Below are 14,360 nucleotides of genomic sequence, written 5' to 3' on the forward strand. Positions count from 1 at the left end.
CTATCCTTTCGTCCAGCGCCATTGCGTCACCGGCATCGCCGGCCGCCAGCCGCTCATGCTGCCGAGCGGCGCAGCGCGCGATATTTCGATCCGCGTGAGGGAGCCGCCGCGTTTGCCATGTTCGCAGATCAATGCCGCCTCCATGTCAAGCGTCACGCCATTGGCGACGAGCCGCCCTCCCCGCTTCAGCGCAGTGATGGCAGTGTCGATGACATCAGGTACGCTGCCGCCGCCGCCCAGGAAGATCGCATCCGGTTCCGGCAGGCCTCTCAGCGCATCTGGCGCTGAACCCTCGACAACGGCCAGATGCGGCACGCCGAAGGCAGTTGCGTTGCGGGCAATCCGCGCCGCCCGCTCCGACGATTGCTCGACGGCGATCGTCTTCAGCGATGGATCGGCCAGCATCCATTCGATGCCGATCGATCCCGAGCCGGCGCCGATATCCCAGAGCAGTTCGCCGTGACGTGGCGCAAGCGCCGAAAGCGTCATCGCCCGGATTTCCCGTTTGGTGATCTGACCGTCATGCTCGAACAAATCGTCCTCGAGACCTGCGGCAAAAGACAGGATGCGAGCCCCCTCCCCTGCCGTAACCTCGAGCGCGCAGACGTTCAGGGGATCGATGTCAGTGAGATCGAAATCCGACGCCACGGCGTGTCTCTGTCGTTCCCGTGCACCGCCCAACGCTTCGAGTACGGTAAGTCTCGACTGACCGAAGCCGCTGGCGACAAGCAAGGCAGCAATCTCGCCGGGTCCATTTTCATCAGAGGTCAGAGCAATGATGCGCCGCCCGGGGTGCAGATGCGGTCGGGCAAGGTCGAGCGGGCGTCCATGCAGCGAGATCGTCGTCACGTCCTGCTGCGGCCAGCCGAGCCGGGAGGCGGCAAGGCTGAAGGCCGAAGGCGCGGGAATGACGCGCATCTCTTCCGCCACGACACGGCGGCAGAGGGTTGCGCCGACTCCATAGAGAAACGGATCGCCGGAGGCGAGCACGACGACAGGCGTGCCGCGCCGTTCAAGGACGGCATCGACCGAGCGCTCGAACGGGCTCTGCCAGGCAAGTTTTTCGCCCGATATCAGCGATGCGGCAAGCGCGTGGTGCCGCGCTCCGCCGAACACCGCCGGTGCGGTGGCGATCAGCCTCTTCGCCTCCTCGCCCAGCCCTGCTGGACCATCTTCGCCGATGCCGATAATAGTCAGCCAGCGCTTGCTGCAAGTGGGAAAGACATCAGACATGGGAAGACTTCGCATCCTGATTCTCGGCGGCACGAGCGAAGCGCGCCTGCTCGCCGAAGCGCTCGCGGCGCGTGATGATTGCGATATTCTGCTGTCGCTGGCAGGACGTACCGAGAAACCGGCCGAGCAGCCTGTTCCGGTCCGTATTGGTGGTTTCGGCGGTGCCATGGCGCTGGCCGACTTTTTGAAAGCCGGCGGCTACGGGCTGCTTATCGACGCCACGCACCCTTTCGCCGAACGAATTTCCGAAAATGCCGCCATCGCGGCCGCGGCCGCCCCTCTCGCTGCGATCGCTCTGCGTCGTCCCGAATGGCAACGCTTGCCGGGCGATCGCTGGCGGGAAGTGCAGAGTATCCCGGCGGCCATCGAGGCGCTCGGCCAATCTCCCCGCCATGTCTTCCTGGCGACGGGCCGGCAGGGCGCTCACCACGCAGAAGTGGCGCCGCAACATCAATATCTCATCCGCAGCGTCGACCCCGTCGAACGGCCGCTTAGGCTTGCGAATGCCAAATACATCCTCGATCGCGGCCCCTTCACGCTGGAAAGCGAATGCACTTTGCTGAGGCAGCATCATATCGATGTCGTCATTGCCAAGAACAGCGGCGGCACCGCCACCTATGCGAAGATCGAGGCGGCGCGCCTGCTCGGCATCGAGGTGATGATGGTGGCGCGCGCGCCGTCGCCGATCATCACATCGGTCGAAACCGTCGAGGCGGCGCTTGCGGCGGTCGATCACCTCTTTCCTCCCGCCATGAAACGCGGCGTGTAGACCAGGTCGGGCTTGCCGGAACGCGCGACGACCCGCGTTTCGGCGGAGCCGATGATGATGCAGGTCGCCATATCGGCGATCGATGCATCCGCTTCCGATAGCGGCTGCACCGCGATGTGCTCGTTTGCCCGCCCGGCCGCGCGCCCGAAAATCACCGGGGTTGTTGCCGGCAGATGGTCGCGCAGCAGCTTGAAAGCCTCGCCGAGTTGCCACGGCCGCGCCCGGCTGATCGGATTATAGAGCGCGATGACGAAGCCCGCCTTTGCCGCCAGTTCAAGCCGAGTTTCGATGATATTCCAAGGCTTTAGGTTATCTGATAGCGATATTGCGCAGAAATCGTGCCCAAGCGGCGCCCCGGCTCTTGCTGCCACCGCCAGCATCGCCGTGACGCCGGGAAGCACGGTAAGATCGACGGCGCGCCACGCCGCCGGCCCGTTCTCGATCGCCTCGCAGACGGCAGCGGCCATGGCGAAGACACCGGGATCGCCGCCGGAGACGATGCAGACGTTGGCGCCATCCGCTGCCATGGAAAGCGCCGCCCCTGCCCTGTCGAGCTCCTCGCGATTGTCCGACGCATGCCGCAGCTGATCGGAGCGGAGCTGCAGCCGTTCGAGATAAGGTCCGTAGCCGAAGAAATCCGTCGCCGCATCGACGGCGGCCAGCGCTTCCGGCGTCATCTGCTCGGGATGGCCGGGACCGGTGCCGATGACGAAAAGCCTGCCACTCATCGGCTGCCCTCCCAGCCCGGCACCAGCACGAGCGAGAAATAGGGCGCATCGCCGTCGCTCCTGTCGGCAAGCTTTTCCATCGCCGCGTTCGCCATGGTGCCGCGCTCGACATAGAGGGCGTCCGCAAGCCGGCCGGCTGCTGAAAGCGCCCGGCGGATTTTCGGCAGATTGCGGCCGACCTTCATGATGACGGCAGCTTGGGTATCGACAAGGCGCCGCGTCAGTTCGCCCTCGGTCATCGTACCGGGCAGTACGGAAAGCACGTCGTCGCCCTGGACGATCGGCATGCCGGCCAGCGACCAGCAGCCCGACATGGCGCTGATGCCGGGGATCACTTCAGTGGGGTAGTGCGTGGAAAGCCTGACGTGCAGGTGCATATAGGAGCCGTAGAAGAGCGGGTCGCCTTCGCTGAGAACGGCGACGGTCCGCCCGGCGTCGAGATGCCCGGCGATGTCTCTTGCAGATCGGTCGTAGAACTCGGTGATCAGGCTCTGATAGCGTTCGTCATTCCTGTCGATCTCGGTGGTGACGGGATAGTAGAGCGGCAACAGAGTGACCCAAGGTTTCAGCAGCGGCTCGACGATCGCCTTGCCGTTACCGCCCCTGCCCTGCTTGGCAAAGTAAGCGATGACATCCGCGCGTTCGATGGCGCGCACGGCCTTGAGGGTCAGAAGCTCGGGATCGCCGGGACCCGTGCCGACGCCGATGAGACGGCCTGATGTCGTCATAGGCCCGGCCTTGCCAGCGCATTGATGGCGGCAGCCGTCATCGCGCTGCCGCCGAGCCGGCCTCGCACGATGGCGAAGGGAACGCCATAGGAATTTTCTGCCAGTGCATCCTTCGATTCGGCTGCGCCGACGAACCCGACGGGCATGCCGAGGATCGCCGCGGGTTTAGGCGCGCCGTCGCGCAGGAGTTCGAGCAGATGGAAGAGCGCGGTCGGCGCGTTACCGATCGCGACGATGCTCCCGCCGAGCCGATCGAGCCAGAGATGCATGGCGGCGGCCGAGCGTGTATTGCCGATCTCGCGTGCGAGCTCCGGCGTTGCGGGATCGCGCAACGTGCAGATCACCTCGTTCAGCGCCGGCAGCCGCGCCCGCGTGACGCCATGCGACACCATTTCCGCATCGCAGAAGATCGGCGCGCCGGCCTTCAGCGCATCGCGTGCGGTGCTGACGAAATCGGTGGAAAAGAGGAAATTCTTCGCCGCTTCCACGAGCCCGCAAGCATGAATCATGCGAACGGCAATTTCAGCCTCGTCTTCGGTGAAAAGCGAAAGATCGGCCTCGGCGCGGATGATCGCAAAGGAACGCTCGTAGATCGCGTCGCCGCTGCGGATGTAATCGTAGTCTGGCATTCTTATTCCTGTCGCGGCGCCTTCGAAACGCCGGTTGCGCCAAGCCGTGTAAGGCAGGCGGCGGCCGATTCGCCAGCGTTCCTGTTGTCTTCGATGGACCGGGCGAGCCTCTCTATAGCGAAATCGATCCGACTGCCAGCGATCCGTTCATCCGGCAGATCTGAAGCGAGCCCGTTGAGGATGAGGCCGAAACCATCCGCCGATCCGGTCAGGGTCAGCGCCGGCCCGGCATGGGCGCAACCTTTCGAACAGCCGGAGAGATGGAACGTCAGAGATCCGTCGAAGAGAACGGGTGCTGCGGTAATGAGGCGGTGCGCCAGGGCTCTCGTCTCGTAGAAAGCGGAGCCGCAGGCGCCGGCGCCGGCGCAGGCAGCGACATATTCGCTTTTCTCGCCCGGTTGCACGGTGAAGCCATGTTTGCTCGAAGTTATCTGCAGAGCCGGCGCGGCCCCTGCCGGAAAGCCGGTGAAGAAGAAGCCGCGGCCGGGCGCAAGTCGGATAGCTGTTGCGCCGTGAGCTGTTGCGTCGTCGAGCAGGGCGATCAAATCGGGGGCCCGCATCTGGCCGAATTCCGGCCGCATACCAAGCACGTGTTTTCCGTCCTTCAGCCGGTGCAAGCCGGAAAGCGGCGTCTGTTTTTGATGTGACGGAAGAAATCGGATGATGTCCATCGCGGGAAAACGCGCCCGCAGTAGGGCCGGATCGATATCCCTCGCTCGCAGGCTCTGCCTGACCGCCAGCAGATCGAGAATTTCGCCAACGGCCGATATCGCCGCTTCTGCTGCACCCTTCGCCACAGGCGTTGCCGTCTCGTCATCGCCGTTGATCGCTACGAGCCATTGTGCGCCGGACTGTGCGACGATACGGATATCGGCCGAGAGCGCCGACAAACCGAACGCTCCGCCGCCGTCGATAATGAGGGAGAGTTTTGGCGCGAGCCGCGGCGAGGCGAGCAGCTGTGCGAGCTTGCTGCGCAAGGTCTTTTCCAGTGCTGCTGGATCGCCTGTCTCCTCAGGATCGATACCGTGCAGTGGCGATATTTCGATTGCCGGCCCGTCCGGCACGGCGATCCCGGCGGCATCGATATCGGCGGCGAACCGCTTGACGGTTTCAGCCCGCAGTCCGCGGATCTGCAGGTTGCCGCGGGCGGTGATTTCCAAGATGCTGTTTCCATGCTCTGCAGCCGAGCGGGCAAGCGCTGAGAATTGCGCTAGCGTCAAGGCGCCACCGGCCGGACGCAGCCTTACGAGCAAACCATCGCCGGTCGGCATCGGTGCGGCAAGGGCCGGGCAGGCGCCGCGCGGGCGTGGCTTCGCCGTGGGCCGATCATCGAGATCCGCCTCGCCTGTCCTGTCGATTGCCTTGGCGGCCTTCGTGCCCATTCTCAATCCTCTGATCATCTCTTACATGATCGCGGCCGGTGCGGCAAAACATGACGGCGACGGCTATTCCTCGAAGTCGCGTCCCTTACGTAGCAGATATATGTCCATGATCCAGCCGTGCCGCTGTCTCGCCTCGGTCCGGAGCGCTTGAATGTCGGACGCGATGTCTGCAAGCCGTCCCGACCGGATGATTTCGTCCGCGGTGCCGAGATAGGCGCCCCAGAAGATCTCGGCGTCGGCATCATCGATCTTCATAAAAGCCTGTTCGCCATCGAGCATGATGACTGCGCTGCCGCCTCGAAATCCATCCCGCGCCAGCCGCCGCCCGGTGGTGATCTCAACCGGCTTGCCGACGAGGTTGAGCGGGATTTTGTGGCTGGCGGCCAGAGCCTGGATACTGGTGATGCCTGGAACGACGCAGTAATCGAAATTAATGCTGTTTGCTTTCCGCACGCGCTCGATGATGCGGATCGTGCTGTCGTAAAGACTGGGATCACCCCAGACGAGAAAGGCGCCGGTGCCGCCGTCCGGGAGGCCCGAGATCAACTCTCTATAGATATTGGCGATCTCGCCGTGCCAGGAATCGACGCTTTGCGAGTAGCTTCTGTCTGCGGTCTGCCTTTGCGGCACCGCGAATTCCACGATTCGGACAGCTGGCCGAGTGAGGTAGCGCTCGCAGATCTCCCGCCTGATCTCGGCGAGCTCTTCTTTGCCGGCGCCCTTGAGCGGTAGGAAGATCACGTCGGCAGCGTTCATGGCGTTGATCGCCTGTATGGTGACGTGTTCCGGATTGCCCGTGCCGATTCCAATTATATTGATATGCTTCAAGCGGATCTTCCCCGTGAGTCCAAGCGGTCTTGCCCAAAAATCGGGCGGGCCGCAAGGGCGGGCAGGGAGTTGGCCGCGGCCAACTCGGCCCGCCACGACGGCTTGACCCCTATTGTTGCCGTAACTCCCGAATCGTGTCACTTTCGATACGCTTTTTGACGCTATGTTGACAGAAAAGCGCATCGAAAAGGATTGGGTGTTTTGGACAACATTAGCGTATCGACGACAGACGTGCGGATCGAGCGGCATGCGAACCAGCTTTCGCGGCAACTGAAGCTTCTCCGCGACAAGCTGTTTCCGCCGCTTGCGCAGAAGACGCTGCGCACATTCTCTTCCGGCGAAGCCGCCCAGATGATCGGCGTTTCCGATGGTTATCTTCGCCAGCTTTCGCTGGATGGCAAGGGGCCGCAGCCGGAGCTTTCCTCAAATGGTCGACGCTCCTATACGCTCGGGCAGATCAATGAATTGCGCCATTACATGGCGAACCTCAAGCCGAAGGATGCGCTGAGTTATCTCCCGTGGCGTCGCCCCGGCGAAAAGCTGCAGACGGTCGCCGTCACCAATTTCAAGGGTGGTTCGGCCAAGACCACGACGACGCTCTATCTGGCGCAATATCTGGCACTGGAGGGGTACCGGGTTCTGGCGATCGATCTCGATCCGCAGGCCTCGCTCTCCTCCATGCTGGGCGTGCAGCCGGAATTCGATCTTTCCGACGGCGATACGCTTTATGGGGCCATTCGCTACGATGCGGCTCGTAAGCCGCTGAAGGAGATCGTCCGCAAGACCTATTTCGACGGACTCGATCTGGTGCCCGGCAATCTCGAACTGATGGAGTTCGAGCATGAGACGCCGCGGGCGCTCAATGATCGCCAGAAGCCGGCCGAGCTGTTTTTCCGCCGCGTCGGCGTCGCGATTGCCGAGGTCGAGGCCAATTACGACGTGGTGGTGATCGACTGCCCGCCGCAGCTCGGCTACCTCACCCTCGGTGCCGTTTGCGCTGCCACGTCGCTGCTCATCACCATCCACCCGCAGATGGTCGATGTTGCCTCCATGTCGCAGTTCCTGTTGATGACGTCGGATCTTCTCTCTGTGGTTCGCCGGGCCGGCGGCGACCTGCAGCACGACTTCATCAAATATGTCGTCACCCGCCACGAACCCTTTGATGCGCCGCAGTCGCAGATCGTCGCGCTGCTGCGCAGCCTGTTCGGTGACGACGTGCTGACGGCAACCATCCTCAAATCGACAGCAATCGCAGATGCCGGGCTGACGAAGCAGACGCTTTACGAAATTGAGAAGGGGCAGGTGCGCCGCTCGACGTATGACCGGGCGCTGGAATCAGTCAACGCTGCCAATGGCGAGGTTCTTGCCGGCATTCACAAAGCCTGGGGCCGCACATGAGTAGACGCGATCGCCTAAAAGGTCTTTTCGACGATACGGCGCAGGAGTTGGCCGCGGCCAACTACGAGGAGCCGTCTTCGCGCGGATCGGCCGGGCCGGTGCGGACAATGGCGCTGACCCTCGGCCGCATGGAGGAAGAGAGCAGGGCGATGCAGGAGGCTCTGCTCTCCGGCGAGCGAATCGTCGAACTCGATCCCGATCTGATCGATTCTTCCTTCGTCCGCGACCGCCTTGCCGACCAGCCGCTCGATCTTGAGGACGAGCTGGTGCAGTCGATTGCCGACAATGGCCAGGAAGTGCCGATCCTTGTTCGGCGACATCCCGAAGTCGGCGAGCGTTACCAGATCGCCTACGGCCATCGCCGGCTGCAGGCCGTCAAGCTGCTCGGACGCAAGGTGCAGGCGATCGTCCGTCAGCTCGACGACACCGATGTCGTTATTGCGCAGGGCATCGAGAATTCTGCGCGCCGGAACCTTTCCTATATCGAACGCGCCGTCTTCGCTCTCAATCTCGAGCTCAAGGGTTTTGAGCGTCCTGTCATCATGAAGGCGCTGTCTACAGACAAGACGGAGCTATCGAAGCTGTTGTCGGTCGCCAAGGCCATTCCGGCCGAAATCATCAGGTCGGTGGGGGCCGCGCCCGGTATCGGACGACGCAAGTGGATGGCGCTTGCCCAAGACTGGAATGGGACGGCGGCGCCGCGGCTTGCGAAGCTTATCGCCTCGGATGGGTTCAGGGCGGAGGAGAGCGACCGCCGATTCGAGCTTCTGGTCGCCGAACTCGCCAGGAAAGAGGCGAAGCCGGAGCCCTCCGAATATGACTGGAAGCCGAAGAACGGCGGCAAGATTGCCGGCCGAATCAGACGCGCCGGCAATTCCTTCACGATCGCGTTGAAAACAGGCGATGCGCCGGATTTCGGCGCTTACATTTCACGCCGTCTCGATGAGCTTTACGAAGCCTATCAGGCCGGCAAGTTGCAAGCAGGAGAGTAGGCCGCAAAAGAAAAAAGCCTCCGAACGTTGCCGTCGCGGAAGCCTTTCTCATATCTGGACAATCTGAGAATCGCACTTCCTCGAATCAGTGTCAAGCATCTTCGGCATCCTTTTGGGTGGTAGATTTCTTTTGCCTTGAAAAAAGGTGAGGGACATGGAGCCTCAATATGTATCGACGCCCTTCGGGCGGCGATCGATGACGCTTGGCATGCTGGCAAGTCAGGAAAGCGCCAGCAGGATCGATGCGGACGCATCGGTCGACAAATGGAAGATCTTTCGCGCGCTCTGCGAAGCAAAGAGCATGATCGGCGTGTCCGACCGTGCGCTTGCCGTTCTCAACGCGCTGTTGACCTTCTATCCGAAGAACGAGATTGCCGAGGCCAACGGTTTCGTCGTCTTTCCGTCGAATGAGCAGTTGTCGCTGCGCACCCATGGCATGGCCGGAACGACGCTGCGGCGAAATCTGGCGATGCTGGTGGAGGCAGGCCTGATCATCCGGCGCGACAGTCCGAACGGAAAACGTTTTGCCCGCCGCAACGGCGAGGGCGGGCTTGGGGAAGCCTTCGGCTTCAGCCTGGCGCCACTCCTCGTGCGCGCTCGCGAGATCGAAGCCCAGGCGGCGCAGGTGCTTGCCGACAAGCTTGAATGGAAGCGTCTGAGGGAGCGGATGAGCCTTTGCCGGCGTGATATCGCCAAGCTCATCGAGATCGCGCTGGAAGAGGAAATTGCCGGCGAATGGATCGAGATGCAGCAGCATTTCAATCGCCTCTCGGCAAGCCTGCCCCGCCGCCCATCGACCGCGGAGATCCGGAGTCTGCTGACCGATCTCGAAGCTTTCCGCGAACTGATCGTCAAGACGCTGGAATCGAAGACAAAAGCAGAAAAAACAGACGCCAATGACAGCCAAAACGGTCGGCACATACATAATTCAAACCCACATCCCATATCTGAACTTGAACCAAGCTTCGAAACGAAGCAGGGCGCAAAGCCGGAGGAAGAACCGCGGCCGTGGCGGGAGCCACCGAAATCCTTCCCCCTTGCCATGGTGCTGCAGGCCTGCCCTGAGATTGTTGCCTACGGGCCGGGTGGCGGGATCGGCAGCTGGCGGGATTTGATGGTCGCCGCCGTCGTCGTCCGTTCCACCCTCGGCGTCAGTCCCAGCGCCTACCAGCAGGCCTGCGATGTCATGGGGCCGGAAAATGCTGCCACGGTAATCGCCTGCATTCTCGAACGCGGCGGCCATATCAATTCGGCGGGCGGCTATCTGCGCGATCTGACGCGACGGGCGGAGCGCGGTGAATTCTCGCTCGGTCCGATGCTGATGGCGTTGATGCGGGCCAATGGTCCGATGGCGAGAAAAACCGGATGAACGCCCCAAAAGCTTCGCGTCAGTTGCAGAGGTTAAAGGGATTGTGGATCGGCGAGCTTCTTCGCTTCCTTCCCCGCGCTTTTGTTGAAACAAACCGTTAACCATGTCATAGATGGCGGAAGGAAATGGCTATTTTGCTTCCATTTGTGAAAAACCATAAAGCTTAACAATGCGCTATGATATCGACGGTATAATGCTCCAAACCCTGCTTCCATTGCTTGCCGCGGCGGAGGATGCGGTGGCGCGACTGGACGAGCGAGTGTTGCGTTCGTCGGTTGGTGAGGGATTTGCTGAACGCAGTCACTTTTTCGATGCCGCAGGTGCGTTATGGGTCGCCGGCGAGCTCGTTCATGTCGAGGATCTCGTTCTGCACGACGCGCATATGGATAGCCGCGCTCCTAGCCACGAGCTGACGATCGCCCATTCGGTGCTGCGGACGCGTCGGCGCATATGGACCGGCGAACCGTCCTGGGCTCTCGGCGCCTCGGGGCTGGCAACGCTGACAGCGACCACAGCGGAAGGGGAGGGCCTCACTCAGGAAGCCAAGAGCCGGGCGGCTGCGGTCGAGGCCGACGATGAGGGCGAGAATGAAGACGCGCCGCTCGCCGCCGAAATGGCCGAGATCGATGCCATTCTTGCCCGCTCGCAGAAGCTCATCGACATCCATACGGGCAAAGCGCCGCCCGGCGAGGCGGCCACAGTATCACCGGCCAAGCGCAACGATGACCCTCTCGGCCTGCTTGGCGACGAGGAATGGGATGAGGAGCAGCGGCTTTCGGAGTGGCGGTGCGTGCTGCCCCTGGCCGACAACCTGCCGCCGGTTCTAGGGGCCGTGATCCTGTTCGAAGCCTGGGACAGGATCGAGCCGTTGCGGCGTCAGCATTGGCTCGGCGGGCTTCTGGTCGAAAGCTACCTGCGCGCCCGCGGCAAGGTCGCTTCGCATCTCTTTTCCTTTTACGGCGGGCTGAAATTGGTGCGCCACGAGCGGCGTCGGGCCCGTGACCGGGTGACGCGGCTGCAAGCTTTTCTCGAAGCGATGCAGCTGGCTGCGGCGGCCGGCCTCAAGGAAATCGACCGGTTATCGCTGGCCCGCACGCAAATGGAGCTGCGCTTTCGCGGCCGTCGCTCGAACAGCAGCCTGCCGGAGCTTGCCGATTTCATCCTGTCGCGGCCGATGGTGTCGGCAGCGATGATCGCCCGTCAGCTGCGCATCACGCCGCGCGGCGCGCTGAACCTCGTCAACGAGATCGGCATTCGTGAAATCACCGGCCGCGGCCGCTATCGCGCCTGGGGCATCATCTGAAATAAAAAACCGGCCGGGTGGACCTCCGGCCGTACCTTTGAGAGTGAGCGCCCGGTCTGCCATCCTGTCACAGATTGCAGACCGGACGCTCTTGCGCTTCCATTGCCCCCAGAAGCGCGGTCCTATTCCCGCTCGCCGGTGAAGTTGAGCAGAAGCTGGAAGATGTTGACGAAGTTCAGGTAGAGCGAGAGCGCACCGAAAACGGCAAGCTTCTGGTTCGATTCCTGATCGTAATTTTCTGAATATTGTTCCCTGATGTTCTGCGTGTCGTAGGCGGTCAGGCCGACGAAGACGACGATGCCGATCACCGAGATGGCAAACTGCAGCGCGCTAGAACCCAGGAAGATGTTGACGATGGCGGCGATGATGATGCCGAACAGACCCATCATCAGGAACGAGCCCATCTTCGAGAGGTCACGCTTGGTGGTGTAGCCGTAAAGGCTGGTGGAGCCGAACATGGCCGCGGTGACGAAGAAGGTCTGGGCGATGCTCGTCTTGGTGAAGACCAGGAAGACGGAGGCAAGCGACAGGCCCATCACGGCGCAGAAGGCCCAGAAGGTGATCTGAGCGGTGCTCGCCGACATGGTCTGGATGCGGAAGGAGAAGAAGAAGACGAAGGCGAGGGGCGCGAGCATCACGACCCACTTCAGCGGTGAGCCGAAGATCGGGACATAAAGCGCCGGCGTCGAGCCGACGATGAAGGCAACGATGCCGGTGATGACGAGGCCAAGGCCCATATAGTTGTAGACGCGCAGCATATGCTGACGCAGACCCTCGTCGAAAAGGGCCTGTGAGCCGGCGACGGCTCCATAGCGGGGATTGATCGGGTTCATGCTGATCTCCTCGGTTTGAACTAGTAGAGCGAGCGGGCGAGCCGTTCGGCCGCCTGATCGAGATTGAGGCCGCTATCGTCGGCGATCAGCGCATAGGCGACGTCGCCGATCTGCCAATAGGCGGCTTCTGCTTTTTCGAGTGCGAGATGGCTGACCTGCCGGACCTCGAAGGCTCCCGGCCGGACGGCGAAAAGCGACAGCCGTTTTCCATCGGCCACCGTGATCGCCATCTCGACGCTCGGTCCGAATTCGGACGGGAATATCTGCACGTCGGCGATCTTCCAGTCTTTCGGCAACTCAGGCATGACGATCGCGGTGGCGGCGCGGATGTCCTCGGCGCTATAGCTGGTCGGGGTCTGCGAAGGCATCGAGGCGCGAAGGGCCGCGGTCTGATAGGCGCGGACGGCATCCTCGACATAAGCAGGCGCCGGAACGGAAGCCGCCACCTCGGTCGCCGAAAAAGCGCCGAAGGAATTATGCGCCACCCAGCCGGCGGTGACCAGAATGCCGACGGCGGCGATGCGCTGCATGGAATGAAGGATACGGCCATAGGAAAGGCCGCGCTCCAGCCGCCGGGCGGCATCGCGGGTCTCAGGACGGCCGAGGGCATTTTCGCCGGCAAGCGCCAAGCGCAGCTCACCTTTCATGCTGAGATCGGCCATGACCTTGGCGGCAATCGCCGGATTCTCCGAGAGATAGGACTCGACCTGAATACGGCGCGCGACATCGAGCTCGCCATCGACATAGGCATCGAGATCGGCATCGATGATCGGATCAACTGCTTTCATTGCCGCTCCCTCCGATTAATTTGAGATGCGAAACGCGCGGCGTCTTCTCCTCGAATTCGCGCAGTTGCGCCCGGGCACGGGAGATGCGCGACATCAGGGTGCCGATCGGAATACCGAGCGCATTGGCGGCTTCCTGATAGGAAAGGTCTTCGATGGCAACGAGATGCAGCGCCTCGCGCTGTTCCTCCGGCAGGTCGAAGAAGGCGTCGCGCACCTGCTGCAGGCGCACCGCATGTTCCTGGCCGGCCGGCAGCGACTGCTCGCCTTCGACAGCCACTTCGTCGTGGCGACGCGTCAGCGACCGGTTCCGGCGAAGACGATCGATATGGGCATTGTGCAGGATGGAAAGCAGCCAGGTGCGCAGATTGCCACCGCTTCGGAAGCTTTTTCTCTTCTCTAAGGCGCGCACCAGAGCATCATGCACCAGATCCTCCGCCTCATCCGAGTTGCGCACCAGGGCGCGCGCATAGCGCCGCAGCGCTGCAAGCTGTCCGATGACATCGAAGGGGCGGTCTTTGCGTTCCATGCTTGAGTATACGCAACCGCTGCGGATTTTATTCCCGGCGGCACAAAAAAATGATGCGGGGAAATACCATCCGTCAGCGCATGCCCTTAAATCGGCGATTGTTTATGACAATTACATGACAGATCATCACGCCGCTGATTTGCGGGGACGATATAGGATGAAGGAAAAGAAGCGGGTCTACGAAGCTCTCGTGGACGGCGCCATGGAAGGGCTGACGGGTGAGGCACTCTATGATTTCGTCAAGGCGCGATGCCCGAAAGCCACCGGCAAGAAGATCGTCAGAGCTTCGCTTCTCGCTCTGACCGATCCTCATCTCAAAGACCGCAATATTCTCGACGTGATTTACGCGCTTGCGATCAAGCACCGCCTCGATGAGGGCGTGTTTGACGACGGCGACGATGAGCCCGCCGAACCGGCGCCGTTCCAGACGGTCAGCTAGAGCCTTCCGGCTTCCCCAGGATGGTCAGCGACCGTCCGAGAGCTCTTCGAGAATCGGGCAATCCGGTCGGTCGTTGCCATGGCAGGCATGCACGAGGTGCTCGAGGGTGCGGCGAAGTTCCGTCAGCTCGCGGATCTTGCGGTCGATTTCTCCGAGTTTCGTCTCGGCAATGTCCCTGACATCGGCGCTCGCCCGGGCTTTGTCCTCATAAAGCGCCAGCAACTGCCGGCATTCCTCGACGGAAAAGCCGAGGCCGCGCGAACGCTGCAGGAAGCGCAGCTTGTGAACATCGGCCACAGCATAGTCGCGATAGCCGTTTCCGCCCCTTTCGGGGCGGATCAGGCCGATATCCTCGTAGTAGCGGATGGTCTTCGAAGGCAGGCCGGACCGCTCAGATGCTTCGCCGATATTCATG

General features: G+C 62.1%; 16 protein-coding genes. 6 read left to right on the top strand and 10 right to left on the bottom strand.

Going from position 1 to position 14,360, the window contains the following annotated elements; genetic code table 11:
- Positions 1–1,233, bottom strand: a complete 1,233-nt coding sequence (gene cbiE / locus FHT70_RS13940) for a precorrin-6y C5,15-methyltransferase (decarboxylating) subunit CbiE (protein WP_183702118.1) — start codon at positions 1,231–1,233, stop codon at positions 1–3.
- Here cbiE and FHT70_RS13945 point away from each other — a divergent pair.
- A complete protein-coding gene (locus tag FHT70_RS13945) occupies positions 1,232–2,002 on the top strand; it encodes a cobalt-precorrin-6A reductase (RefSeq protein ID WP_183702121.1) in 771 nt (256 codons plus the stop codon). The genes cbiE and FHT70_RS13945 overlap by 2 nt on opposite strands.
- On the opposite strand, the gene FHT70_RS13950 is transcribed toward FHT70_RS13945, so the two are convergent.
- From FHT70_RS13950 to cobF, 5 genes are all read right to left on the bottom strand, one after another.
- Entirely contained in the window at positions 1,966–2,730 is a 765-nt protein-coding gene (locus FHT70_RS13950) for a precorrin-3B C(17)-methyltransferase (protein ID WP_183702124.1), read from the bottom strand. The two genes, FHT70_RS13945 and FHT70_RS13950, sit on opposite strands and share 37 nt — an antisense overlap.
- The gene (locus FHT70_RS13955; RefSeq protein ID WP_183702127.1) at positions 2,727–3,458 is read right to left on the bottom strand and encodes a precorrin-2 C(20)-methyltransferase; all 732 of its coding nucleotides are present in this window, start codon (positions 3,456–3,458) and stop codon (positions 2,727–2,729) included. The genes FHT70_RS13950 and FHT70_RS13955 overlap by 4 nt, the downstream gene beginning before the upstream one ends.
- Positions 3,455–4,087, bottom strand: coding sequence for a precorrin-8X methylmutase (locus FHT70_RS13960; RefSeq protein WP_097598772.1), 633 nt, complete (start codon positions 4,085–4,087; stop codon positions 3,455–3,457). The genes FHT70_RS13955 and FHT70_RS13960 overlap by 4 nt, the downstream gene beginning before the upstream one ends.
- Before the next feature lie 2 nt (positions 4,088–4,089).
- A complete protein-coding gene (gene cobG, locus FHT70_RS13965) occupies positions 4,090–5,469 on the bottom strand; it encodes a precorrin-3B synthase (protein ID WP_183702130.1) in 1,380 nt (459 codons plus the stop codon).
- Between the two features lie 63 nt (positions 5,470–5,532).
- Positions 5,533–6,297 carry a precorrin-6A synthase (deacetylating) gene (gene cobF, locus FHT70_RS13970; protein WP_183702133.1) on the bottom strand — a complete coding sequence of 255 codons (765 nt, stop codon included), beginning with the start codon at positions 6,295–6,297 and terminating at the stop codon, positions 5,533–5,535.
- Between the two features lie 201 nt (positions 6,298–6,498).
- On the opposite strand from cobF, the gene repA reads away from it, so the two are divergent.
- The 4 genes from repA to FHT70_RS13990 all read left to right on the top strand — a co-directional run bounded on the left by repA (position 6,499) and on the right by FHT70_RS13990 (position 11,359).
- On the top strand, positions 6,499–7,695 hold the full coding sequence (gene repA, locus FHT70_RS13975; RefSeq protein ID WP_183702136.1) for a plasmid partitioning protein RepA: 1,197 nt from the start codon (positions 6,499–6,501) through the stop codon (positions 7,693–7,695).
- Positions 7,692–8,687 (top strand): plasmid partitioning protein RepB, encoded by a 996-nt coding sequence (repB, locus tag FHT70_RS13980; RefSeq protein WP_085781243.1) that lies wholly within the window; start codon positions 7,692–7,694, stop codon positions 8,685–8,687. Before repA ends, repB begins: the two co-directional genes overlap by 4 nt.
- A 154-nt stretch (positions 8,688–8,841) precedes the next feature.
- A complete protein-coding gene (repC, locus tag FHT70_RS13985; RefSeq protein WP_183702140.1) occupies positions 8,842–10,056 on the top strand; it encodes a plasmid replication protein RepC in 1,215 nt (404 codons plus the stop codon).
- 169 nt (positions 10,057–10,225) lie between these two features.
- Positions 10,226–11,359 (top strand): RHE_PE00001 family protein, encoded by a 1,134-nt coding sequence (locus tag FHT70_RS13990; RefSeq protein ID WP_183702143.1) that lies wholly within the window; start codon positions 10,226–10,228, stop codon positions 11,357–11,359.
- 122 nt (positions 11,360–11,481) lie between these two features.
- Here the strand turns inward: FHT70_RS13990 and FHT70_RS13995 are convergent, their stop codons facing one another.
- From FHT70_RS13995 to FHT70_RS14005, 3 genes are read right to left on the bottom strand one after another with little or no spacing between them, the layout of a single operon-like run.
- Positions 11,482–12,192 carry a Bax inhibitor-1/YccA family protein gene (locus tag FHT70_RS13995; RefSeq protein WP_183702146.1) on the bottom strand — a complete coding sequence of 237 codons (711 nt, stop codon included), beginning with the start codon at positions 12,190–12,192 and terminating at the stop codon, positions 11,482–11,484.
- 20 nt (positions 12,193–12,212) lie between these two features.
- Positions 12,213–12,980 (bottom strand): anti-sigma factor, encoded by a 768-nt coding sequence (locus FHT70_RS14000; RefSeq protein WP_183702149.1) that lies wholly within the window; start codon positions 12,978–12,980, stop codon positions 12,213–12,215.
- Complete coding sequence (locus FHT70_RS14005; RefSeq protein WP_183702152.1) at positions 12,967–13,506, bottom strand: sigma-70 family RNA polymerase sigma factor; 540 nt, start codon at positions 13,504–13,506, stop codon at positions 12,967–12,969. The genes FHT70_RS14000 and FHT70_RS14005 overlap by 14 nt, the downstream gene beginning before the upstream one ends.
- Before the next feature lie 157 nt (positions 13,507–13,663).
- Between FHT70_RS14005 and FHT70_RS14010 the strand changes: the two genes are divergently transcribed.
- Positions 13,664–13,945: a hypothetical protein gene (locus FHT70_RS14010; protein ID WP_183702241.1), complete on the top strand. Its 282-nt coding sequence runs from the start codon at positions 13,664–13,666 to the stop codon at positions 13,943–13,945.
- A gap of 24 nt (positions 13,946–13,969) precedes the next feature.
- Here FHT70_RS14010 and cueR read toward each other — a convergent pair whose 3' ends face one another.
- Entirely contained in the window at positions 13,970–14,359 is a 390-nt protein-coding gene (gene cueR, locus FHT70_RS14015; RefSeq protein WP_183702155.1) for a Cu(I)-responsive transcriptional regulator, read from the bottom strand.
- Position 14,360: the final 1 nt, after the last annotated feature.

This window comes from Rhizobium sp. BK049 (assembly GCF_014193135.1).
In the GTDB taxonomy this organism is placed as follows: domain Bacteria; phylum Pseudomonadota; class Alphaproteobacteria; order Rhizobiales; family Rhizobiaceae; genus Rhizobium.